Origin of the sequence: Blautia ammoniilytica (assembly GCF_025566965.1) — a bacterium.
Classification (GTDB): Bacteria; Bacillota; Clostridia; order Lachnospirales; family Lachnospiraceae; genus Blautia_A; species Blautia_A ammoniilytica.
In genome coordinates this window covers 11,937-34,889 of record NZ_JAOQJL010000032.1, presented here as the reverse complement: position 1 = coordinate 34,889, position 22,953 = coordinate 11,937, and the positions used below count along the sequence as shown (strand labels likewise).

Genomic DNA, 22,953 nt, shown 5'->3' with positions numbered 1-22,953 from the left:
TGAGCATGTAAAGCATGAATCCATTGATTATTTCAGGAAGAAATGAATCAGTTTATTATTCAGTTTTTTATATGGCTGGTATCTCATTGGCAGATCCAGCCATGTTTTTTTATCTACAATGCTTTTGAAATGGGAGAAGGTACAAAAGCCTTCTTTGCCGTGATAACCACCCATACCGCTTTCCCCAAAGCCTCCGAAAGACATTTCGTTGGTTGCCAAATGGATGATGGTATCGTTAATGCATCCGCCGCCAAAGCCGCAGCTGGCAGTGATTTTTTTGGCGGCTGCTTTGTTCTTTGTGAAAAAGTAAAGTGCAAGAGGATGAGGCATGGCATTTACTTTCTGGATCACATCATCCAGATTTTGGTAGGTAAGTACCGGCATAACAGGTCCGAAGATTTCTTCTTGCATTATCTTATCCTGGAATGTTACACCATTCATTACTGTAGGCGAAATCTGTAAGGACTTAGGATCAGATGTACCGCCAAACACTACTTTACTTTCTTCTATCAGACTCAGGATACGGTTAAAATGCTTTTCGTTTATAATCTTTCCATAATCCGGGTTTGACAGAGGCTTTTCTCCAAACTGTGCAGTGATCTGTTTTTTTACTTCCTGAATAAATCTGTCTTTTACAGATTCTTGGCAGTAAATATAATCAGGAGCTACGCAGGTCTGGCCACAGTTCAGGTATTTTCCGAACACGATACGTTTTGCTGCAAGCTTCAGATCTGCAGTCTCATCTACAATGCAGGGGCTTTTGCCGCCTAGCTCCAGAGTCACTGGGGTAAGGTGTGCAGAGGCCTGGCGCATCACTTCACGTCCCACCGCCTGGCTTCCTGTAAAAAAGATATAGTCAAAGTGCTGCTGAAGAAGTGCTGTATTTTCTGCCCGGCCTCCATTAACAACTGCTACGTACTCCTCAGGGAAACATTGGGAAAGCAGTTCTTTAATCAGGGCACTGGTGGCAGGAGAGTAGGCACTTGGCTTTAAGATAACCGTATTTCCCGCTGCAATTGCATCTGCTAAAGGATCTATAGAAAGCAGGAATGGATAATTCCAGGGGCTCATCACTAATACCACACCGTAAGGGGAGGGCTTGGTATAGCTTCTGGAATGGAACTGGGCAAGAGGTGTATGTACCCGCTTTTCCCGGGAAAGGGAGCGGATGTGTTTTAGCATATAGGAAATTTCACTTAATACCAGCCCGGTCTCACACATATAGCTTTCAAAGCTGCTTTTTCCAAGGTCAGAAATGATTGCCTGAGAAATAGCTTTTTCATTTTGCAAAATACAGGCTTTTAATTTTTGAAGAGCCTGGATCCGGTAAGAAATATCTAAAGTTTTTCCTGTATAAAAAAAATCACGTTGTTTATTTACCAGTGTCTGGATCTGAGTCTGATTCACAGGGTGTCCTCCTTTTTTTTATCAGGTTTTTCCATAAGGTCATAATAGAACGTCTCAAGCTCATTTGCGTTCATAAGTACAGGAACCGGGTACAGAGGGTTTGCTTCCTTGTCAGCATAATGTGCCAGCTTTGGAATATCCTCCTCACGGATCTCTGGAATAGTGTCCCCGATGTCAAACCGCTTTTTCATGTCCTTGATGGCCTGTATGAAGGCAGTAGCAGCTTCTGCTTCCGGGGTGCTTTTGTCAGCGATACCGACAGCGATTGCCAGTCTTGCCAGTTTTTTGTTGATCACGCTGCCGTATGCTTCCAGGACAAATGGAAGCAGGATGGCGTTGGCAAGACCGTGAGGTACATTGTATTCACCGCCCAGGGAATGTGCAACTGCGTGCACATAGCCAACATAGGATTTTGTGAAAGCACAGCCTGCATAATAGGAGGCACGGAGCATATTTTTGCGGGCTTCCTTGTCAGAACCGTTTTCATAGGCCTGATCCAGATTCTCAAAGATCAGCTTTACTGCATCCAGCGCATTTTTCCTTGTGCCAGGAGTAGTGGAATTGCCGATGTATGCTTCCACAGCATGGGTAAGAGCATCCATTCCAGTTGTTGCGGTGATAAACGGAGGAAGGCTTAATGTAACCTTGGGATCCAGCACTGCGTATCTGGGGATCAGCGGAAAGTCATTGATGGCATATTTGTGTCTTGTCTGTGCATCTGTGATCACGGCTGCCAATGTGGTTTCGCTTCCGGTTCCTGCTGTAGTAGGAATTGCAACCAGAAGCGGCAGCTTTTTGTGTATTTTCAGGATTCCCTTCATTTGGGCAAGGGATTGGTGAGGCTTGGCGATTCGTGCGCCTACTGCTTTGGCACAGTCCATACTGGAGCCGCCGCCAAATCCGATAATGGCCTGGCATCCGGCTGCGTACCACAGGTTTTCTGCTTCTTCCACATTGTCAGTGGTAGGATTGGCTACGGTTTTGTCATAAATGGAATAAGCAATCCCATTTTGCTTCAGTGCTGTTTCAAGACGTACAGTAAGGCCGAGTTTCCTGATCCCCAGGTCTGTAATGATCAACACGTTGTCAATTCCTTTTTTCTGAAAAAGCTCAGGCAGAGCTTTTACACTTCCAATGATCTCCGGATTACGGTAAGGAAGGAATGGAAGGGCAAATTTAAATGCATTTTGAAAAATGCGGCAGTAGATTTTTCTTGCTTTATTCATGGATAGGTTAACCTTTCAATGTTAGTTTTGTGTTTAAAACATCTATATTATAGCATTGGATTTTATGTTGTAAAGAAAAATATTTGAAAATCAAACAATTTGGCGCCGGGAGTAAGATCTGATTCCGCATGAGTTTGTTCATAAGACATGGAAAAAAGTATCTATTATGTGGTATGATAAAAAAAGCTGCCAGGGTATGGGACAATATCTGGCAAGGTATGGAATAAAGTCTGTCAGAGTATGGAATAAAAACTGGCAGGGTATGAAACAAAAACTGACAGCTTAAGGAATATAAAAGAGAGAAAGGGGCACATTCCTATGGGAGAGACCTCAGAAAATAATAAAAAGAAACATATTTGTATTGCCATGCTGGCTCATGTGGATGCAGGGAAAACCACGCTGTCTGAAAGCCTTTTATATCTGTGTGGAAAAATACGGAAAATGGGTCGGGTAGATCATGGAGATGCATACCTGGATACTTTTGATCTGGAAAGGGAGAGGGGCATTACCATTTTTTCCAAACAGGCTGTTTTTCCAATGGGCGATTTGGAAGTAACGCTTCTTGATACACCGGGACATGTGGATTTTTCGGCAGAGATGGAAAGAACTTTACAGGTACTGGATTATGCAGTTCTTGTGATCAGTGGTGCAGATGGAGTGCAGGGTCATACTCAGACATTGTGGCGGCTTCTGGAGCGTTATCAAATCCCTGTGTTTATATTTATCAATAAAATGGATCAGGAAGGAACAGACAAAGAAGCTCTCCTGGCTGATGTACGCAAAAGATTAAGCGAAAATTGCATTGATTTTACAAATGGGCAGGAAAACACGGATTTTATGGAAAATCTGGCAGTATGTGAGGAAAGCCTGTTGGAAAAATATCTGGAAGAAGGCAGCCTTTCCAAAGAAGAGATCTTAGGCCTGATCAGAAAAAGAAAGGTATTTCCCTGCTATTTTGGATCTGCGCTGAAGATGACCGGACTGGAGGATTTTGTATATGGATTGCAGACCTATATGCAGCCGGAGGAATATGGTGATACCTTTGGGGCGAAGGTTTACAAGATCGCCAGGGATGATCAGGGAAACCGGCTTACTTACATGAAGATCACAGGAGGGAGCCTGAAAGTAAAAGAAAATCTTACCAATCAAAGAGCAGGCTTTAGACAGCCGGAAGATCAGATTTGGGAAGAAAAGGCTGATCAGATCCGGATCTATTCCGGGGCAAAGTATGAACTTGTAAAAGAAGCAGAGGCAGGTACAGTGTGCGCTGTGACAGGACTGACAAGAACCTATCCGGGAGAAGGATTAGGATGTGAGGCAGAGTCACAAATGCCGGTCCTTGAGCCTGTATTGAATTATCAGATCCAGCTTCCGGAGGGGACAGATGTTCATCTGATGCTGAAAAAGTTGAAAGAACTGGAAGAAGAAGAACCACAGCTTCATATTGTGTGGAATGAGCAGTTAGGTGAGATCCATGCCATGCTGATGGGAGAGGTACAGACAGAGATCCTGAAGAAGCTGATCTGGGATCGTTTTCATGTTGCTGTGGAATTCGGAACAGGGAATATTGTATATAAAGAAACCATTGCACAGCCTGTGGAAGGGGTGGGGCATTTTGAGCCTTTACGTCATTATGCAGAGGTGCATCTTCTGCTGGAACCTGGAGAGCGGGGGAGCGGCTTGCAGTTTTTCACTGCCTGCAGCGAGGATGTGTTGGATAAGAACTGGCAGAGGCTGATCCTTACCCATCTGGAGGAACGGGAGCATCCTGGGGTACTTACCGGCGCACCTATTACAGATATGCAGATCACTTTGCTGACCGGCCGTGCACACCAGAAGCATACAGAAGGAGGAGATTTCCGCCAGGCAACTTACCGGGCTGTGCGTCAGGGACTTAAAAAGGCAAAAAGTATTTTACTGGAGCCATATTATGAGGTACGCCTGGAGGTACCGGCAGAGAATATCGGCCGGGCCATGGCTGATTTCCAGAAAATGCAGGGGACTTTCGGAGCACCGGAAACAGAAGGAGACATGGCAGTACTGAAAGGCTATGCCCCTGTAAAGGCCATGCGGGATTATCAGAGAGAGGTTCTTTCTTATACAAGGGGGCGGGGACGTCTGTTCTGTGCCTTAAAGGGCTATGAACCTTGCCAGGATCAGGAAAAGATCGTGGCAGAGACAGGATATGATTCTGAAAGGGATCTGGATAATCCTACAGGCTCTGTATTCTGTGCACATGGTGCCGGTTTTCTGGTTCCCTGGTATCAGGTGGAAGAATACATGCATGTGGAAAGCCAGCTGTCAAAAGAAGCAGAAGAAAATGAGGAAAACATTTCCATTTCATCTTATCCGTCCGGGCATTCTTCAAAAAGTTATGTGGGAAGCTATGAGGATGAAAAGGAACTGCAGGCCATTTTTGAAAGAACCTTTGGTCCGGTAAAAAAGGACAGAGGGGCAGGCTTTCGCTCGGTAGTCCGGGCAGATACGGATGGCACCGGTTATGTGCCAAAGAAGAAAAAAACACATCAGGAAGAGTATCTGCTGGTTGACGGTTATAACATTATTTTTGCCTGGGAAGACCTGAAGGAGCTGGCAGCAGTGAATATCCATGCAGCCCAGACCAGGTTAATGGATGTGCTCAGTAATTATCAGGGAATCAAGAACTGTAATCTGATCCTTGTATTTGATGCTTACAAGGTGGAAGGCCATCGGGAAGAAACCCTGAAATATCATAATATTTATGTGGTTTATACAAAGGAAGCAGAAACAGCAGATCAGTATATTGAGAAGACGGTGCATAAGATCGGGCGACAGCATAAAGTAACAGTGGCTACTTCTGATGGTCTGGAGCAGATCATTATCCTGGGGCAGGGAGCCCAAAGGATGTCAGCAAAGGGCCTGCAAAAGGAAATTCAGGATTCAGAAGAACTTCTCCGGCAGGAGTGGCATCAGCACAGGCAGAGCAGCCGCAGTTATCTTTTTGACAATGTATCTCAGGAACTGGCAGATTATGTGGAGCAGGTACGCCTGGGAAATGATAAAGAAAAATGAAATCGGGAGGCAGTAACATGAGGGAAAAACTTACAAAGCAGGATGTGGAGAAGATACAGCAGGAGATTGAGCACAGGAAGCTGGTGATCCGTAAGGAAGCTATTGAGGCAGTAAAGGAAGCACGGGCCCAGGGCGATTTAAGTGAGAATTTTGAGTACTATGCGGCAAAGAAGCATAAGAATCAGAATGAAAGCCGTATCCGTTATCTGGAGAATATGCTGAAAACAGCTACCATTGTATCTGAAAGCTCCAAAGCTGATGAAGTTGGGATGGATGACATTGTGGAAGTATATTTTGAAGAAGATGATGAAACAGAGAAATATAAACTGGTCACTTCTATTCGCGGCAATTCTATGGAGAACCGTATCAGTATTGAGTCGCCCATCGGTAAGGCATTAAAAGGGCATAAGGTAGGTGACCGGGTAGAAGTGAAGGTGAATGACAGCTACAGCTATTTTCTGGAGATCCGTTCCATAGATAAGACTCATACAGAGGATGAAGAAATACGGGGATTCTGATGTTTGGAATCCTTTGATACGCTTTAAAATCCATTTTGACCCTGGCTATGATACCTACGGATTGTTTCGTGCTATGCACTCCCACAATCCTACTTTGGTATCATCTTATAAATAATTTTACAAAGATTTTACATATCCCTGAGGAGAAGTTTACACGCTTTTCTTACAATCAATGATAGTGCCAAGGTACAAAAGGCACAAGGTTACATATATTTTACGACTATGGGGATAGGAGAAAAAAATGGACTTTTTCAGCGTATTAACTCTTTTAGGCGGTCTTGCCATGTTCCTTTATGGAATGAACGTAATGGGCGATGGACTTGAAAAGGTATCCGGAGGTAAGCTTGAGAAGATTCTGGAGAACCTTACATCAAGTCCTGTTAAAGCAGTGCTGCTTGGCGCAGCTGTTACAGGTGTGATACAGTCATCATCGGCAACAACGGTTATGGTTGTAGGATTTGTCAATTCCGGTATTATGCAGCTTTCTCAGGCTGTAGGCGTGATCATGGGAGCCAATATCGGTACCACTGTTACGTCCTGGATCTTAAGCCTTGCAGGCATTCAAAGCAGTAATTTCTTTATTCAGCTTTTGAAACCTACGTCTTTTGCACCGGTGCTTGCCCTTATAGGTGTGGTTTTCCTGATGTTTTTAAAGGATGCCAAGAAGAAGGATATCGGTACTATCCTGATTGGATTTTCCGTGCTGATGTTTGGAATGGAAACCATGAGCGGGGCTGTTAAGCCTCTGGCGGAAGTTCCTGAATTTACAGGGATCCTTCTGAAGTTTTCCATACCTGTTTTAGGTGTGCTGGCAGGTACAGTGCTTACTGCTGTTATCCAGTCGTCTTCTGCATCAGTAGGTATTTTACAGGCTTTATGTATTACAGGAGCCGTACCTTACAGTGCAGCGATCCCGATCATTATGGGACAGAATATCGGTACCTGTATCACAGCTCTTTTATCTGCGATTGGTGCAAATAAGAATGCAAAACGTGCAGCTATGGTGCATCTGTATTTTAATATTATAGGTACCATTGTTTTTATGGTTGTATTCTATACCGTAAATACGGCTGTTCATTTTACGTTTTTAACAGAAGCAGCAACCCCTGCAGGAATTGCTGTGATCCACAGTGCGTTTAATATTTCAGTTACCATTCTTTTGCTCCCGTTCTCCAAGCTTCTGGTGAAGCTTGCCTGTCTTACAGTACGGGACAAGGGAACAGAAGAAGTGGTTTCTCCGGAGGATAAGGAGTTTAAGATCCTGGATACCCGTTTCCTGGAAACACCTGCCCTTGCTATTGAGCAGAGCCGTAATGCGGCCAGAAATATGGCACAGGAGGCAAAACAGGCTCTGAAGATCGCATTAACATTGATTGATGATTACAGTGAAGAAAAGGCTTTACAGGTTCAGAAGATCGAGTCCAAGGTAGACCGGTATGAGGATGAACTTGGTACATATCTGGTAAATCTGAACCATAAAAATCTTACCCTGGAAGACAGCCAGAGTCTTTCTATCATGCTTCACTGTATCGGCGATTTTGAAAGGATTTCAGACCATGCGGTGGAGATCAAGGATGCGGCAGAGGAAATGCATCAGAAAAAACTGCATTTTTCACAGAAAGCCCTGGCAGAGCTGCATGTACTGGAAAAAGCTGTAAATGATATTGTGGAAATGGCTTATCAGGCTTTTGCACAGAGAAATATGGGGCTTGCAGCTGCTGTGGAACCTTTGGAAGAGGTGGTTGATGAGCTGTGCCGCGAACTGAAGAACCGGCATGTGGACAGGCTGCGTGCAGGGGAATGTACCATTGAGATGGGATTTATCCTGTCTGATATTAATACAGGTCTGGAGCGTGTAGCAGATCATTGTTCCAATATTGGCGTGTGTGTGACCCAGGTTAGGGAGAATCTTTTTGATACCCACAGCCATCTTGATATGATCAAAAACAGTCCGGATGAGAATTTTTACAGGGAAGTTGAAACTGACAGGTCAAAGTATGTACTTCCGTAAAGAAGTGGAGCAAAATATATGGATAAGTGGATCTATTGCGTTGAAGACGAAAGTAATATCCGGGAGCTTCTTGTATATACGCTGGAGGCAACCGGTTTTAAGGCCAAAGGCTTTGCTGACGGGAAAGGTCTGCGGACAGCATTAAAAGAACAGATACCGGACATGATCCTTCTGGATCTGATGCTTCCCGGAGAGGATGGGTATTCTATTCTGGAAAAGCTGAAAAAGGATGAAAACACCAGGGACATTCCTATCATCATGGTAACCGCCAAGGATGCTGAATATGACAAGGTAAAGGGACTGGAAGCCGGCGCTGACGATTATATTACCAAGCCTTTTGGGATGATGGAGTTTGTAGCCAGGATCAAGGCTGTGCTTCGTCGTACCAACAGGAACAGTAATACAGACAAAGAACTGAAATGTGGAGATCTGCGTATTCTTGTGGGACGACATGAAGTATTCTGTAAGGATGAAAAGATCGAGCTTACCAGAAAAGAATTTGAACTGCTGGTATATCTTGTGGAAAACCGGGGACTTGTAATGTCCAGAAATCAGATCCTGTGTCAGGTTTGGGGATATGAATTCGAGGGAGAGACCAGGACTGTGGATGTACATGTGCGAAGTTTGCGGCAGAAACTGGGAGAAGCAGGAAATATGGTGGAAACTGTGAGAGGGGTAGGCTACAGGATCGACAAATAAAGAGCAGGGGGAAATGGGATGAAACAAAAGATTTTAAGCCATACCAGTTTTATTATAGTACTCACAGTTCTTCTTACGTTCGGGTCAGCATGTGGAGTGATGTACAATAAAGTCAATTCAAATATGAAGGACGGAGTCCGCAATGAGGCTGAATATATCAAGGCCGGGATCGAAGCCTTTGGAGATGAAGACTTTACAGATAAGATTGAAAATATGACCACAAGCAGGATCACCTTGACAGATAAGGACGGCAATGTACTTTTGGATAATGAAGCGGATCCTGCAGAAATGGAAAATCATAGCAACCGTCCGGAATTTATCCATGCCATGAAAGAAGGCTCCGGTGAGAGCGTTCGCTATTCAGAAACACTTTCCAAACAGACATACTATTATGCAGTTCGGCTTTCTGATGGAAAGGTTCTGCGTGTAGCAAGAACCACAGACAGTGTTTTCCATACCTTAATGTCCAGCTTTACTTTACTTGGACTTCTGATGGTATGTATTATCCTTGTTGAGTTTATATTAGTTCAGAAACAGACAGATAAGATGATCAAGCCTATCAATAATCTTGATCTGGAGCATCCGCTGAAGAATGTGTGTTATGAAGAACTGCGTCCTCTTCTGGTACGCGTGGATGAACAGAACAGGCAGCTGTCCAAACAGATGGAAGAACTGAAAAGTGCACAGGCTATGCGGCAGGAATTTTCTGCTAATGTATCTCATGAGCTGAAAACACCGCTGATGTCTATTTCAGGATATGCGGAGCTGATGATGAACGGAATGGTTCCGGCAGAGAAAGTAACTGATTTTTCCGGAAGGATTTATCATGAAGCCACCAGGCTAAGCAGTCTTGTGGCAGATATTATCCAGTTGTCCAGGCTGGATGAAGGAGAAAGCAGCATGGCATTTGAAAGGGTAGATCTGTATGAACTGGCCAAGGATGTGCAGTGCAATCTGCGTCAGCAGGCAGAGAAAAAACATATCCAGCTTACCTTTTCAGGGGAATCCTGCTATGTGCAGGGAGTTCGTCAGGTCCTGTATGAGATGTTGTATAATATTGCAGATAATGCAGTAAGATATACGCCAGACGGCGGACAGGTTCACATAAGCGCAGGCAAGAAAAAAGGCCGGACTTTTTACAGAGTAGAGGATAACGGGATTGGGATCCCTAAGGCAGAGCAGGGGCGGATCTTTGAAAGATTTTATCGGGTGGACAAAAGCCACTCCAGGGAAACCGGAGGTACAGGGCTTGGTCTTTCCATTGTGAAACACGGAGCATTGATCCATCATGCAAAGGTTACTGTGGACAGTGATCTGGGAAAAGGAACAGCTATGGAAATCTTGTTTTCCCAGGATAAGTGATCAAATATGAGTGAAAGAGCAGCGGCGAAACACAGAATAATGTTTCACCGCTGTTTTGTATTTTACCGGGGATGTCAGGCAATGGTGATTAGTGTCTTTAGAAGTTGATATCTGGCAGTTTTTTTTGCGATATGGTATAATCTAAGCGTTGCATATCAGAGCAGCTATTTCAAAATGATTTCAAATGCAGGAGGTTGCATAAAATGAAAAAACCGGTATTAGTGGTAATGGCAGCAGGAATGGGAAGCAGATACGGCGGATTGAAGCAGATCGATCCGGTAGATAAGGAAGGACATATTATTATGGACTTTTCTATTTTTGATGCTGTAAAAGCTGGCTTTGAAAAAGTGGTTTTTATTATAAAAAAAGAAAATGAACAGGATTTCAGAGCTGCCATTGGAGACAGACTCAGTGAAAAAATCAAGGTTTCTTATGTTTTTCAGGAACTGACGAATCTGCCGGAGGGGTATGTGGTTCCAGAGGGGAGAGTAAAGCCCTGGGGAACTGGACATGCGATCATGAGCTGTATGGGTGAGATTGATGGCCCCTTTGTAGTGATCAATGCTGATGATTTTTATGGAAGCCATGCGTTCCAGGTGGCATATGACTATCTTACAACCCATCAGGATGAAGAGGGTATATACAGGTATATGATGGTTGGCTACAGACTGGAAAATACACTGACGGATAATGGACATGTGGCAAGAGGTGTATGCGAGATGGATGCACAGGGTTATCTGGCAGATATTCATGAGCGTACCCATATTGAAAAAAGAGGGAATGGGGCCGCATATACAGAGGATGAAGGGAAGACCTGGATCCCTATTTCTGGTGATGCCACTGTATCCATGAATATGTGGGGATTTTCGGAGAGCATTCTTGGGGAATTACAAAGCCGATTTTCAGCTTTTCTTGAAGAAAATCTTAAGAAAAATCCTTTGAAGTGCGAATACTTCCTGCCATTTGTGGTAGATGAGCTTTTAAAAGAAGGACGTGCTACTGTTGCAGTAGAAAAGTCTCAGGACAAATGGTTTGGTGTGACTTACAAAGAGGATAAGCCTATGGTAATGGCTGCGATACAGAACTTGAAAGATCAGGGTGTATATCCGGCACATTTGTGGAAATGATCTTTTGGTACGGTTATTATGTAATATTCATGTAAAAAACATTGTAGATACATATAAATAGTGGTATGATGTGTCAGGAATATACAAAAGGACAGTTAATTGGGGCATTTGGTATATTCTGTGTGGCATGTCCACACCAGATACATAATGCAAAAGAGGTAGTATAATAAAGGAGGTAATTATGGCTATTTTAGTTACAGGTGGTGCAGGTTACATTGGAAGTCATACAGTTGTTGAACTGCAGAATGCAGGATATGATGTAGTTGTACTTGATAATTTAAGCAATGCCAGTGAGAAATCTCTGAAACGTGTAGAGAAGATTACCGGTAAGCCGGTGAAATTTTATGAGGCAGATATTCGTGACAGGAATGCTCTGGAGGAGATTTTTAACAAAGAGGATATTGATTCCTGTATCCATTTTGCCGGACTGAAAGCTGTTGGAGAGTCAGTTGCTAAGCCGTGGGAGTATTATGAGAATAATATTTCAGGGACTCTTACACTTCTGGATGTGATGAGAAAGCATGATGCAAAGAATATCATCTTTTCCTCCTCTGCAACTGTTTATGGAGATCCAGCTCAGATCCCCATCACTGAGGAATGCCCAAAAGGACAGTGCACCAATCCATATGGCTGGACAAAGTCAATGCTGGAGCAGATCCTGACAGATATCCAGAAAGCAGATCCACAGTGGAATGTAGTTCTTCTCCGGTACTTTAATCCTATCGGAGCCCATAAGAGCGGCACCATCGGTGAGAATCCCAATGGCATCCCCAACAATCTGATGCCTTACATTACACAGGTTGCTGTTGGAAAATTGAAAGAACTGAGAGTATTCGGAAACGATTATGATACTCCAGATGGGACTGGAGTGAGAGATTATATTCATGTAGTAGATCTTGCAAAGGGTCATGTGAAAGCACTGAAGAAGCTGGAAGACAATTCCGGTCTGAGTATTTATAATCTTGGTACAGGAAAAGGCTACAGCGTTCTTGACATTGTAAAGAACTTTGAGGCTGCTACAGGCGTAAAGATCCCATATGTGATCACTCCAAGACGTCCTGGAGATATTGCAACATGTTATTCAGATGCAACCAAGGCAAAGGAAGAACTTGGCTGGGAAGCTGAAAATGGAATCAGGGAGATGTGTGAAGACTCCTGGAGATGGCAGTCCAATAATCCTAACGGATACGAAGATTAAGATATTGACATAAAAAGCACCGGTCAGAAATTGACCGGTGTTTTTTTGCAAAAACCAGAAAACCGCTTACTGGTATTTCTTTTCTTTCTCAAATTTGGGTTCACAGGTAAGTGCAATGCCCAGCTTGCGGAAAGCTTCAATATCTACAGAAGACAGCATTACAGAAGTATGCGCCTGGCATCCGGAAAGCTTGGGAAGCTGTTCAAGGGCAAGCCTGGCATCCGGATTGGTAGCAGCACTGATGGATAATGCAATCATAGTCTCGTCCATATGCAGACGGGGATTCTTGCTGCCAAGATAATTTGTTTTTAATACCTGAATGGGGCGGATGGCATCTGGGGAGATCACATGCTTTTCGTGATCAATGCCAGCCAGCTCTTTTAGTACATTTAAAAGCAGAGCAGAAGAAGCACCAAGCAGGTCGGAAGTCTTGCCTGTAATGATCCTGCCGTCTTCCAGCTCCATGGCAGCAGCCGGACCACCAGTCTCCTGTTCGCGTTTCAGGCTGGCAGGTACTACCGTGCGGTCTTCAAGGGAAGCGTGCGCCTGTTTCAGGAGAAGTTCGATCTTATAAACTTCATCCTCCTTACCAGTGCCGGAAACTAGGGCCTGCATGCTCTTATAGTAACGACGGATGATTTCTTGTCTGGAGGCCTCTTGGCAGACTTCGTCGTCAATAATACAGTTGCCTGCCATATTTACTCCCATATCCGTAGGGGATTTGTAAGGGCATTTGCCAATGATCTTCTCGAACATAGCCTGAAGAACCGGAAAGATCTCCACATCACGATTATAGTTGACTGTAGTCTGTCCATAAGCTTCCAGGTGGAATGGGTCGATCATATTTACATCATTTAAGTCAGCGGTAGCTGCTTCATAGGCTAAGTTAACCGGATGCTTCAAAGGAATATTCCAGATTGGGAAAGTCTCGAACTTTGCGTAACCGGCAGCAACACCACGTTTGTATTCATGGTAAAGCTGAGAAAGGCAGGTAGCCATTTTACCGCTTCCGGGTCCAGGAGCAGTGATCACCACCAGTGGTCTGCTTGTCTTGATATAATCGTTCTTGCCATAACCGTCATCGCTGACGATCAATGCTGTATTACTTGGGTAGCCTGGGATTGAATAATGAAGATAAACAGGGATCCCCATTTTCTCCAGACGTTTTTTGAATGCGTTTGCACTCTCCTGTCCTGCGTAGCGGGTAATGCATACACTTCCTACATACAGGCCTCTGCTTGTGAATGCATCGATTAGACGGAGAACATCCACATCATAAGTGATGCCAAGATCACCACGGACTTTATTCTTGTCAATATCGGCAGCACTGATGACGATAACGATCTCTGCCTGATCAGAGAGCTGCATCAGCATCCTGAGCTTGCTGTCAGGCTCGAATCCTGGAAGAACTCTGGAAGCATGATAATCATCAAAAAGCTTACCACCGAATTCAAGGTATAGTTTGTTTCCGAATTTGCCAATACGTTCCCGGATATGTTCGGACTGCATTGTAAGATATTTTTCATTATCAAAGCCGATTTTCATTTGTCATTTCCTCTCCATCATCTATAAGAATCATTCTATCAGTATACTACAGAATTTCCTGCTTGTGTGAAAGTATTTTTAGTTTTTTGTGAAAAAAGATGAGAGAAAAAATCAGAGTATTTTCATAATCTGGCAGTTGATTTATCCTGGATTTCTCTTTATAATAAAAAGGATACAAGAGGAGGAACAAAATGAATAATAATTTGGACAATAACCCCAATGGCAAGCGTCCTGATAACAGGGATCCCAGGAAGCAGGGACCCAATAAAAATCATCAGTCAATTCTGGCTTTTCTGATCTGTCTTTTAGTTACATTGGTATGCTTAAGTCTTTTTACCAATATGCTTCAGGATCATTCCAGCGAGATCACATATGACAAATTTATTGATATGGTGGAAAAGGATCAGGTTAAGGAAGTTACCCTTCAGTCTGATACATTGACGATTGTGCCGAAGAAGCAGACAAGTCCCTATTCAGAGATTACCTATTATACGAATCAGGTAGAGGATGAGACAGCTCTTACTAAGCGCCTGGAGGGTACAGGTATTATTTTCAAGTCTGAACCGCCGGATGCATTTGGCGAATTTATGTCTATGATGCTTTCTGTGCTTCTTCCTACACTGCTTTTATTTGTGCTTTTGATGTTCTTTATGCGCCGTATGAATAAAGGCGGCGGTATGATGGGAGTGGGCAAAAGCAGAGCCAAGGCTTATGTACAGAAAGAAACAGGGATTACTTTTAAAGATGTTGCTGGACAGGATGAGGCAAAGGAATCCCTTCAGGAAGTAGTTGATTTTCTTCATAATCCAGGGAAATATACAGAGATTGGCGCTAAGCTTCCCAAAGGAGCACTCCTTGTAGGGCCTCCCGGAACAGGAAAGACACTTCTGGCAAAAGCTGTGGCAGGAGAGGCACATGTACCGTTTTTCTCATTGTCAGGATCAGAGTTTGTGGAAATGTTTGTTGGTGTAGGTGCTTCCCGTGTAAGGGATCTTTTCGAAGAAGCGAAGAAGAATGCACCATGTATTGTATTTATCGATGAGATTGATGCCATCGGAAAAAGCAGGGATTCCCATTATGGCGGAGGCAATGATGAGCGTGAGCAGACACTGAATCAGCTGTTGGCTGAGATGGATGGCTTTGATACATCTAAAGGGCTGCTGATCCTGGCGGCTACTAACCGTCCGGAAGTTTTGGATCCTGCACTGCTTCGTCCTGGCAGGTTTGACCGCCGAGTGATTGTAGACCGGCCGGATCTGAAGGGCCGTGTAGATATTCTGAAGGTACATGCAAAGAATGTACTGCTGGATGATACGGTTGATTTTGATGCTATTGCATTGGCTACTTCAGGAGCTGTTGGATCTGACCTTGCCAATATGGTAAATGAAGCTGCGATCCTTGCAGTTAAGAATGGTCGAAAAGCTGTATCTCAGAAGGATCTGCTGGAGTCTGTAGAAGTGGTTCTTGTGGGAAAAGAAAAGAAAGACCGCATTTTGAGTCCGCAGGAGCGCAAGATCGTATCTTATCATGAAGTAGGGCATGCTCTTGTAAGTGCTCTGCAAAAAGACGCAGAGCCTGTGCAGAAGATCACCATTGTGCCGCGTACAATGGGAGCACTTGGATATGTTATGCAGGTGCCTGAAGAAGAGAAATACCTGAATACTAAGAAAGAACTGGAAGCTATGCTGGTAGGCTATCTTGGCGGCCGTGCCGCTGAGGAGATTGTCTTTGATACTGTGACTACAGGAGCATCTAATGATATTGAACAGGCGACTAAGGTTGCAAGAGCAATGATCACCCAGTATGGTATGTCCGAGAAGTTTGGTCTGATGGGACTTGCCACACAGGAGGACAGGTACCTTACCGGTCGTGCTGTGCTGAATTGCGGAGATGACACTGCTACAGAAGTGGACCATGAGGTGATGGCATTGATGCATCGCTCTTATGAAGAGGCAAAGACATTGCTGAGCGGACACAGGAAAGCATTGGACAAGATCGCTGATTATCTGATCCGCAAAGAAACGATTACCGGTAAGGAATTTATGAAGATCTTCCGGGCTGTAGAAAAGGGAATGGATGTGCCGGAAAATCTGGATGAGCTGGATCTTAACCAACTGGAGGACAAAGAGCCTGCTCAGGCAGAAACCGATAAGGAAGAGAGCCAGATCTTAGAGGTATCTGCTCAGACAGAGCCAACAGAAGAATAACAGATGTGAAATGGAGCCGGGAATACAGCTTGAAGCAGGTATCCCGGCTCTTATATCAGCTGGGAGTCAATCCCCCAGCTGATATAGCCTCCGGCAGGATTGCAGAGGTGCGCAGGAGAAGTATGTCATGCAATTGCATGACGCGCACCTCGCATCAAGAATGCCGAGGCATTCTTGATGAAGGCGAAAGGATCCATAATATGTTTTTGATCGAAGAGGAACTGAAAAAATTGCCTGGAAAGCCTGGCGTTTATATTATGCATGGGGAAAAGGATGAGATCATTTATGTTGGAAAGGCGGTCAGCCTGAAAAACAGAGTGCGCCAGTATTTTCAGAGCAGCAGGAATAAAGGGGCAAAGATCGAGCAGATGGTGACACACATTACCAGGTTTGAGTATATTATCACAGACTCAGAGCTGGAAGCCCTTGTACTGGAATGTAATCTGATCAAGGAACACAGACCTAAATATAATACAATGCTGAAGGATGATAAAACATATCCTTTTATTAAAGTAACCGTTCAGGAACCCTATCCGAGAGTTCTGTTTTCCAGAACCATGAAAAAGGATAAGGCAAGATATTTTGGCCCCTATACAAGTGCAGGGGCTGTAAAAGATGTGATCGAGCTTGTAAGAAAGCTGTATAAGGTGCGTTCCTGTAACAGAAACATTCCTAAAGAAAATTATAATGATCGTCCCTGCCTGTATTATCATATGGAGCAATGTATGGCACCCTGTCAGGGCAATGTAAGCCAGCAGGAGTATAAAAAGAATATTGATCAGGTACTGAAGTTTCTGAATGGGGATTTTCAGGAAACAATCCAGCAGCTTACCCATAAAATGGAGACGGCATCAGAAGAAATGCGGTTTGAGGATGCGGCAGGATACAGAGATCTGATACAGAGCATACGTAAGATTGGTGAACGCCAGAAGATTACAACTTACGGAGAAGAGGACAAAGATATTATTGCAGTTTCTATGGATGAAAGCCTTGATCTGAGAGAACAGGATGCAGTAGTGCAGGTGTTTTTCATGCGAAGCGGCAAGCTGATCGGAAGGGATCACTTCTTTCTGCGGGTGGCAAGAGGAGATAAGGCAGAGCAGGTATTGTCCAGCTTTCTGAAGCAGTTTTATGCAGGAACGCCTTTTATTCCAAGGGAGATCATGCTGCAGAAAGACATTGAGGACAGGCAGGTGATCGAAGAGTGGTTGTCCGGGCGCAGAGGTCAGAAGGTGCATATCCGTGTACCTGTAAAAGGAACGAAAGAAAAGCTGGTGGAATTGGCACTGGAAAATGCAAGAATGGTTCTGGCAAAGGACAGAGAACGAATAAAAAGGGAAGAGGGCAGAACCATTGGAGCTGTAAAGGAAGTAGAGAACTGGTTGAACCTGAAAGATCTGGTGCGTATGGAGGCTTATGATATTTCCAATATCAGTGGCTTTGAGTCGGTTGGTTCCATGGTGGTCTATGAGAAGGGACGACCAAAACGGTCAGATTACCGTAAATTTAAGATTAAATGGGTGCAGGGTCCTAATGACTATGCCAGCATGGAAGAAGTGCTTACAAGGCGTTTTACCCATGAAAGCAAGGGAGAATTTGACAGCTTTTCCAGACTTCCGGATCTGATTCTGATGGACGGTGGAAGAGGACAGGTAAATATCGCTTTGAAGGTGTTGGAAAATCTGGGGATGGATATTCCGGTATGCGGTATGGTAAAAGATGATAACCACAGGACCAGAGGACTGTATTACAATAATGTGGAGATCCCCATCGACACCAGCAGCGAAGGTTTTCATCTGATCACCAGGATCCAGGATGAAGCACACAGATTTGCCATCGAATTTCATCGTTCCCTGCGAAGCAAGGAGCAGGTACATTCTGTGTTGGATGATATTCCGGGGATCGGAGATGCCAGAAGAAAGGCCCTGATGCGTAAATTTAAGTCCCTAGAGAAGATCCAGGAAGCTTCAGTGGAAGAATTGGCATCTACGGAAACCATGAATATGAAAAGTGCCAGCCAGGTTTATGATTTTTTTCACAAAAAAGGAAAAAATATATAAATTATTTTCAACGCGTGTTATAATAAGAGCGAATATTTCTAAAAGCGAGGAGATAGACCATGAAAGGTGTGCAGTTGACAAAAATGGCTCAGGAGCTGAATCTGACAAATCTGACGCCAGATATTGATTTTACAGATATTTATATTAAAACAGCTGAGATTAACCGTCCTGCTCTTCAGCTTACAGGATACCTGGAGCATTTTGCAAATGAGCGGGTGCAGATTATCGGATATGTAGAGTATACCTATTTGATGCAGCTGAATGATGAAGAGAGACAGTTCAAGTATGAGCGCTTTATTTCCAGCAAGATTCCCTGTGTTGTATTTAGTACCATGACAAGGCCGTCTCAGGATATGATCGACCTGGCATATAAGTATAATGTGCCTACTTTTGTAACAGAGAGAAGTACCTCCAGCTTTATGGCTGAGATCATCCGCTGGCTTGGTGTACAGCTTGCTCCCTGCATTTCTATTCACGGAGTGTTGGTGGATGTATATGGTGAGGGTGTTCTGATCACAGGCGAAAGCGGGATCGGCAAGAGTGAGGCTGCACTGGAATTGATCAAGCGAGGTCATCGTCTTGTAAGTGATGATGTAGTAGAACTGCGTAAGGTTAGCGATGTAACCCTGGTAGGCTCTGCACCGGATATTACCAGGCATTTTATTGAACTTCGAGGGATCGGTATCATTGATGTAAAGACCCTTTTTGGTGTGGAAAGTGTTAAGAATACACAGTCTGTAGACCTGGTGATCCGTCTGGAAGAGTGGGATAAGGACAAAGAATATGACCGACTGGGACTTCATGAGGAATATACAGAATACTTGGGGAATAAGATTGTATGCCATTCTCTGCCCATACGTCCGGGCCGTAATCTGGCAGTGATCGTTGAAGCAGCTGCAGTCAACCACAGACAGAAGAAGATGGGCTATAATGCTGCAGAAGAACTGTATAAGCGTGTGCAGGCCAATATAGCGAAGAAACGGGATAATTGATTATAAGGTATTAATTTGATTAACGAAATAAAAAAGACAATGGAAAGGATAAGATTATGGGAGTTTATTGTTTTGGTATTGATGTGGGAGGAACATCTGTCAAATGTGGATTGTTTCTTACTGATGGAACACTGGTAGAAAAATGGGAGATTCCTACCCGTACAGAAAATGAAGGAGCTGCGATCCTTTCGGATATAGCAAAGACTATTGAAGATAAGATCAAAGAACGTGGAATTGAGAAAGGCGATATTGATGGTGTTGGTATCGGGATCCCGGGACCTGTGAATGAGAACGGCGAGGTTCCCCTTGCGGTAAACCTTCACTGGGGATTTAAGGCTGTTGCAGCAGAGATCAGTGCATTGACCGGACTTCCTGCAAAGGCTGCCAATGATGCCAATGTAGCTGCTTTGGGAGAGGCTTGGAAAGGTGCTGCAGAGGGTGCTAAGAGTGTAGTACTCCTTACACTTGGTACAGGCGTTGGCGGTGGTATTATAGTTGATGGTAAGATCGTACCTGGTTTCCACGGCGCCGGCGGTGAAGTGGGACATGCCAATATGAACAGCGAGGAAGCAGAAAGCTGTAACTGTGGTAATCATGGATGTCTGGAGCAGTATGCTTCAGCAACCGGTATTGTCCGTGTTGCAAAGAGGGTACTTGATTCCACTCAGGCTCCGAGCGTTCTCAGAAAGAATATGGACAAGCTGAGCGCAAAGCAGGTTCTGGATGCATACAAGGACGGAGATGTACTGGCTGTACAGATCATGGAAAAAGTAGGAGATATACTGGGCAGGGCGCTTGGTATTTTCTGCTGTGTGATCGATCCACAGACCATCGTGATCGGCGGAGGAGTTTCCAGGGCAGGACAGCCGCTGATAGACTGTATCCAGAAATATTACAGGAAGTATGCGTTCCCAACATGTAAGGATACACCGATCGTACTTGCTACGCTGGGAAATGATGCCGGGATTTACGGAACTGCACGAATGGTGATCAAGGACTAAAAAAGACTTTCAGGAAATTGATATGCTCCCTTCTAGGTGGACAAGTGAAATAATAACAACTTGTCACTTAGGAGGGAGCATATTTTATCTGTGTCCCAGCTCCCAGAAGGCTACCGCACTTGCGGCAGCTACATTCAGGGAATCTACTCCGTGGGACATTGGTATCTTCACGGTATAATCACTGTTTGCAATCGTCTGTGATGTAAGGCCGTCGCCCTCAGTTCCGAGAATGACTGCCAATTTTTTTTCTGATCGGAGTGCTTTGTCATCAATTCCTACAGAATCGTCACGCAGAGCCATTGCAGCTGTTTTGAATCCCAACTTTTGTAGGATCTGCATTCCATCCTGCGGCCATATATTTTTTTTATCAAAGTATGTCCAGGGGATCTGGAATACGGTGCCCATGCTCACTCTGGCTGCACGCCGGTAAAGCGGATCACTGCATCCACCAGTCAAGAGTACTGCATCCATATGGAGTGCTGCTGCTGAGCGGAAAATAGCTCCGATATTTGTAGGATTTACAACATTTTCAAGAACTGCTATGCGGTTGGCGTTTCTGCAGACTTCCTCTATGGATGGCAGTGGATTTCTGTGCATTGCACAGAGCATTCCGCGCGTAAGAGCAAATCCGGTCAGCCTAACCAATAGTTCATATTTCGCAGTATAGACAGGCACATTTGTATACTGTTCCAGAATTTCCCTCGCCTCTCCTATCAGATCTTTGTGCTCTACCAGAAAAGAAATCGGCTGATATCCTGCATTTAAGGCACGCTCAATCACTTTCGGACTTTCTGCAATAAAAATTCCAGATTTTGGTTCATAGTATCTTAAAAGCTGTACTTCCGATGTTCTGGCATAAACATCCAGTTCCGGTGCAGTGAAATCTTTTATTTCATTCCACATAAAAATCAGACCTCCAAACTGAGTAATCTTATTTTACATCAGTTTGGAGATTTGCACAAGAAATCCTTTTCCAATCAAAGCCTCAATCAAAACAAATGGGTTCCAGAGTCATAAATATTATATTTTATTTTCACATTAATGATGTTAAAATTATCACTGTAAATATCAGAGTGTATTTGAAAAAAAATTCTTAATCTTTTTTAACTATGCTCCGGAAAGGAAATTTTATACTAATGAAAACCAAGATCCAGGATATGACCTCCGGTTCGCCGGGACGGTTGCTCATTTTTTTTGCAATTCCCCTGATGCTGGGGAATATCTGTCAGCAGCTTTATACTATGGTGGATACCATGATCGTTGGACAGGTTGCAGGCGTGGAGGCTCTTGCCGCGTTGGGTGCTGTTGACTTTTTGATGTGGGTTGTCACAGGTGTATCTACCGGACTCACCCAGGGCTTTTCCATTCAACTCTCGCAGTATTACGGGGCAAAGGATTATGAAAATCTGCGCAAATCTTTGGCACACAGTTATCGACTGACTGCATTCAGTGCAGTGGGAGTATTCATTTTCAGCCAGTCCTTTGCTTCACTGGTATTAACAGGGCTGCATACACCTTCCAATATTATGGGAATGTCATTATTATATCTGCGCATTATTTTCTGCGGAATTCCGGCTGCTTCAGCCTATAATATGTTTGCCTCTGCTTTAAGGGCTATGGGAAACAGTAAAACACCACTGACTGCAATGATCATTGCATCTGTACTGAATGTCGTACTGGACATCCTGTTTGTGGCAGGCTTTGGATGGGGTGTTGCAGGAGCAGCAATCGCAACTGTGATCGCACAAAGCTTTTCTGCTGTTTATTGTTTTCTGATTTTACGCAAAATTGATATTGTCCATCTGTCCAGAGCAGATTTTATGCCTGCCTCCGGTATGAACGCATGTCTGATGAAGCTTGGTATTCCTGTTGTATTCCAGAATGTTATCATCGGTTTAGGCGGTCTGGCAGTCCAGTATGTGATCAATAGTTACGGTTTCCTTTTTGTGGCTGGATTTACAGCTACAAACAAGCTTTATGGTCTGCTGGAAATGGCAGCTATTTCCTATGGATATGCCATCGTTACTTATGTGGGTCAGAATCTGGGAGCCGGAAGGATCGACAGGATCCGGAAAGGTGTCCGCTGCAGTATGCTGCTTTCCCTGCTTACATCACTGATCATTTCCGCTGCCATGTTTTTCTTTGGAAAAAGTATTCTTTCACTTTTCATCTCAGGTGAACCACAGCAGACACAGGAAGTATTGGCAATTGCTTTTAAATACCTTTCTATTATGGCTGCCATGCTTTGGGTTTTGTACTTCCTGTATGTATACAGATCTGCGCTTCAGGGACTGGGAGATACGTTAATGCCTATGGTAAGTGGTATGACTGAATTTGCAATGCGTATCAGTGCTGCACTGATTCTTCCTTATTTTATTGGAAGGGACGGTGTTTTCTTTGCGGAAGTTACAGCATGGAGCGGAGCCACTGTGATCCTATGCATCAGCTATTATGTACGGATGCATAAATATCATTAAGGCAATACAATTTCTTATAAAAAAAGATCCCATGCAAGGAAAAAGGCTAAAAAGTCTTGTCCTTGCAGGGAT

General features: G+C 44.1%; 16 protein-coding genes. 12 read left to right on the top strand and 4 right to left on the bottom strand.

Translation table 11 applies throughout. The features are described 5' to 3' along the window. Positions 1-27 precede the first annotated feature (27 nt). Positions 28-1,407 carry an aldehyde dehydrogenase gene (locus OCV61_RS14075; RefSeq protein WP_158422334.1) on the bottom strand — a complete coding sequence of 460 codons (1,380 nt, stop codon included), beginning with the start codon at positions 1,405-1,407 and terminating at the stop codon, positions 28-30. Next, on the bottom strand, positions 1,404-2,633 hold the full coding sequence (locus OCV61_RS14070) for an iron-containing alcohol dehydrogenase (protein ID WP_158422333.1): 1,230 nt from the start codon (positions 2,631-2,633) through the stop codon (positions 1,404-1,406). Before OCV61_RS14070 ends, OCV61_RS14075 begins: the two co-directional genes overlap by 4 nt. A gap of 318 nt (positions 2,634-2,951) precedes the next feature. Between OCV61_RS14070 and OCV61_RS14065 the strand changes: the two genes are divergently transcribed. The 7 genes from OCV61_RS14065 (at position 2,952) to galE (ending at position 12,599) form a co-directional block, all read left to right on the top strand. After that, positions 2,952-5,684, top strand: a complete 2,733-nt coding sequence (locus tag OCV61_RS14065; RefSeq protein ID WP_158422332.1) for a translation factor GTPase family protein — start codon at positions 2,952-2,954, stop codon at positions 5,682-5,684. Between the two features lie 17 nt (positions 5,685-5,701). After that, positions 5,702-6,202 carry a transcription elongation factor GreA gene (greA, locus tag OCV61_RS14060; protein WP_158422331.1) on the top strand — a complete coding sequence of 167 codons (501 nt, stop codon included), beginning with the start codon at positions 5,702-5,704 and terminating at the stop codon, positions 6,200-6,202. Between the two features lie 241 nt (positions 6,203-6,443). Next, the gene (locus OCV61_RS14055) at positions 6,444-8,213 is read left to right on the top strand and encodes a Na/Pi cotransporter family protein (protein ID WP_158422330.1); all 1,770 of its coding nucleotides are present in this window, start codon (positions 6,444-6,446) and stop codon (positions 8,211-8,213) included. Positions 8,214-8,231: 18 nt separating this feature from the next. Beyond that, positions 8,232-8,912 (top strand): winged helix-turn-helix domain-containing protein, encoded by a 681-nt coding sequence (locus OCV61_RS14050; RefSeq protein ID WP_158422329.1) that lies wholly within the window; start codon positions 8,232-8,234, stop codon positions 8,910-8,912. A gap of 18 nt (positions 8,913-8,930) precedes the next feature. Next, positions 8,931-10,274: a sensor histidine kinase gene (locus OCV61_RS14045; protein ID WP_158422328.1), complete on the top strand. Its 1,344-nt coding sequence runs from the start codon at positions 8,931-8,933 to the stop codon at positions 10,272-10,274. Positions 10,275-10,477: 203 nt separating this feature from the next. Then, the gene (locus OCV61_RS14040; RefSeq protein ID WP_158422327.1) at positions 10,478-11,401 is read left to right on the top strand and encodes a sugar phosphate nucleotidyltransferase; all 924 of its coding nucleotides are present in this window, start codon (positions 10,478-10,480) and stop codon (positions 11,399-11,401) included. A gap of 181 nt (positions 11,402-11,582) precedes the next feature. After that, complete coding sequence (gene galE, locus OCV61_RS14035; protein WP_158422326.1) at positions 11,583-12,599, top strand: UDP-glucose 4-epimerase GalE; 1,017 nt, start codon at positions 11,583-11,585, stop codon at positions 12,597-12,599. A 66-nt stretch (positions 12,600-12,665) separates the two neighbouring features. Here the strand turns inward: galE and OCV61_RS14030 are convergent, their stop codons facing one another. Then, the gene (locus tag OCV61_RS14030) at positions 12,666-14,144 is read right to left on the bottom strand and encodes a DUF1846 domain-containing protein (RefSeq protein ID WP_158422325.1); all 1,479 of its coding nucleotides are present in this window, start codon (positions 14,142-14,144) and stop codon (positions 12,666-12,668) included. A 191-nt stretch (positions 14,145-14,335) separates the two neighbouring features. Here OCV61_RS14030 and ftsH point away from each other — a divergent pair, with 191 nt between their 5' ends. From ftsH to OCV61_RS14010, 4 genes are all read left to right on the top strand, one after another. Further along, entirely contained in the window at positions 14,336-16,351 is a 2,016-nt protein-coding gene (ftsH, locus tag OCV61_RS14025) for an ATP-dependent zinc metalloprotease FtsH (protein WP_158422324.1), read from the top strand. 200 nt (positions 16,352-16,551) lie between these two features. Then, the gene (uvrC, locus tag OCV61_RS14020) at positions 16,552-18,411 is read left to right on the top strand and encodes an excinuclease ABC subunit UvrC (protein WP_158422342.1); all 1,860 of its coding nucleotides are present in this window, start codon (positions 16,552-16,554) and stop codon (positions 18,409-18,411) included. Positions 18,412-18,470: 59 nt separating this feature from the next. Beyond that, complete coding sequence (hprK, locus tag OCV61_RS14015; protein ID WP_158422323.1) at positions 18,471-19,403, top strand: HPr(Ser) kinase/phosphatase; 933 nt, start codon at positions 18,471-18,473, stop codon at positions 19,401-19,403. Between the two features lie 56 nt (positions 19,404-19,459). Continuing rightward, the gene (locus OCV61_RS14010; RefSeq protein ID WP_158422322.1) at positions 19,460-20,404 is read left to right on the top strand and encodes an ROK family glucokinase; all 945 of its coding nucleotides are present in this window, start codon (positions 19,460-19,462) and stop codon (positions 20,402-20,404) included. An 84-nt stretch (positions 20,405-20,488) separates the two neighbouring features. Here OCV61_RS14010 and OCV61_RS14005 read toward each other — a convergent pair whose 3' ends face one another. Further along, positions 20,489-21,307, bottom strand: coding sequence for a TrmH family RNA methyltransferase (locus OCV61_RS14005; RefSeq protein WP_158422321.1), 819 nt, complete (start codon positions 21,305-21,307; stop codon positions 20,489-20,491). 233 nt (positions 21,308-21,540) lie between these two features. Here OCV61_RS14005 and OCV61_RS14000 point away from each other — a divergent pair, with 233 nt between their 5' ends. Beyond that, entirely contained in the window at positions 21,541-22,881 is a 1,341-nt protein-coding gene (locus OCV61_RS14000; RefSeq protein WP_158422320.1) for an MATE family efflux transporter, read from the top strand. Positions 22,882-22,953 lie beyond the last annotated feature (72 nt).

Excerpts from the sequence above, each read along its gene's own strand:
- hprK (WP_158422323.1), top strand. The coding sequence starts at position 18,471 with ATGAAAGGTGTGCAGTTGACAAAAATGGCTCAGGAGCTGAATCTGACA.
- OCV61_RS14070 (WP_158422333.1), bottom strand. The coding sequence starts at position 2,633 with ATGAATAAAGCAAGAAAAATCTACTGCCGCATTTTTCAAAATGCATTT.
- OCV61_RS14045 (WP_158422328.1), top strand. The coding sequence starts at position 8,931 with ATGAAACAAAAGATTTTAAGCCATACCAGTTTTATTATAGTACTCACA.
- OCV61_RS14050 (WP_158422329.1), top strand. The coding sequence starts at position 8,232 with ATGGATAAGTGGATCTATTGCGTTGAAGACGAAAGTAATATCCGGGAG.
- OCV61_RS14005 (WP_158422321.1), bottom strand. The coding sequence starts at position 21,307 with ATGTGGAATGAAATAAAAGATTTCACTGCACCGGAACTGGATGTTTAT.
- OCV61_RS14010 (WP_158422322.1), top strand. The coding sequence starts at position 19,460 with ATGGGAGTTTATTGTTTTGGTATTGATGTGGGAGGAACATCTGTCAAA.
- uvrC (WP_158422342.1), top strand. The coding sequence starts at position 16,552 with ATGTTTTTGATCGAAGAGGAACTGAAAAAATTGCCTGGAAAGCCTGGC.
- OCV61_RS14065 (WP_158422332.1), top strand. The coding sequence starts at position 2,952 with ATGGGAGAGACCTCAGAAAATAATAAAAAGAAACATATTTGTATTGCC.
- OCV61_RS14000 (WP_158422320.1), top strand. The coding sequence starts at position 21,541 with ATGAAAACCAAGATCCAGGATATGACCTCCGGTTCGCCGGGACGGTTG.
- OCV61_RS14055 (WP_158422330.1), top strand. The coding sequence starts at position 6,444 with ATGGACTTTTTCAGCGTATTAACTCTTTTAGGCGGTCTTGCCATGTTC.
- galE (WP_158422326.1), top strand. The coding sequence starts at position 11,583 with ATGGCTATTTTAGTTACAGGTGGTGCAGGTTACATTGGAAGTCATACA.
- greA (WP_158422331.1), top strand. The coding sequence starts at position 5,702 with ATGAGGGAAAAACTTACAAAGCAGGATGTGGAGAAGATACAGCAGGAG.
- ftsH (WP_158422324.1), top strand. The coding sequence starts at position 14,336 with ATGAATAATAATTTGGACAATAACCCCAATGGCAAGCGTCCTGATAAC.
- OCV61_RS14040 (WP_158422327.1), top strand. The coding sequence starts at position 10,478 with ATGAAAAAACCGGTATTAGTGGTAATGGCAGCAGGAATGGGAAGCAGA.
- OCV61_RS14030 (WP_158422325.1), bottom strand. The coding sequence starts at position 14,144 with ATGAAAATCGGCTTTGATAATGAAAAATATCTTACAATGCAGTCCGAA.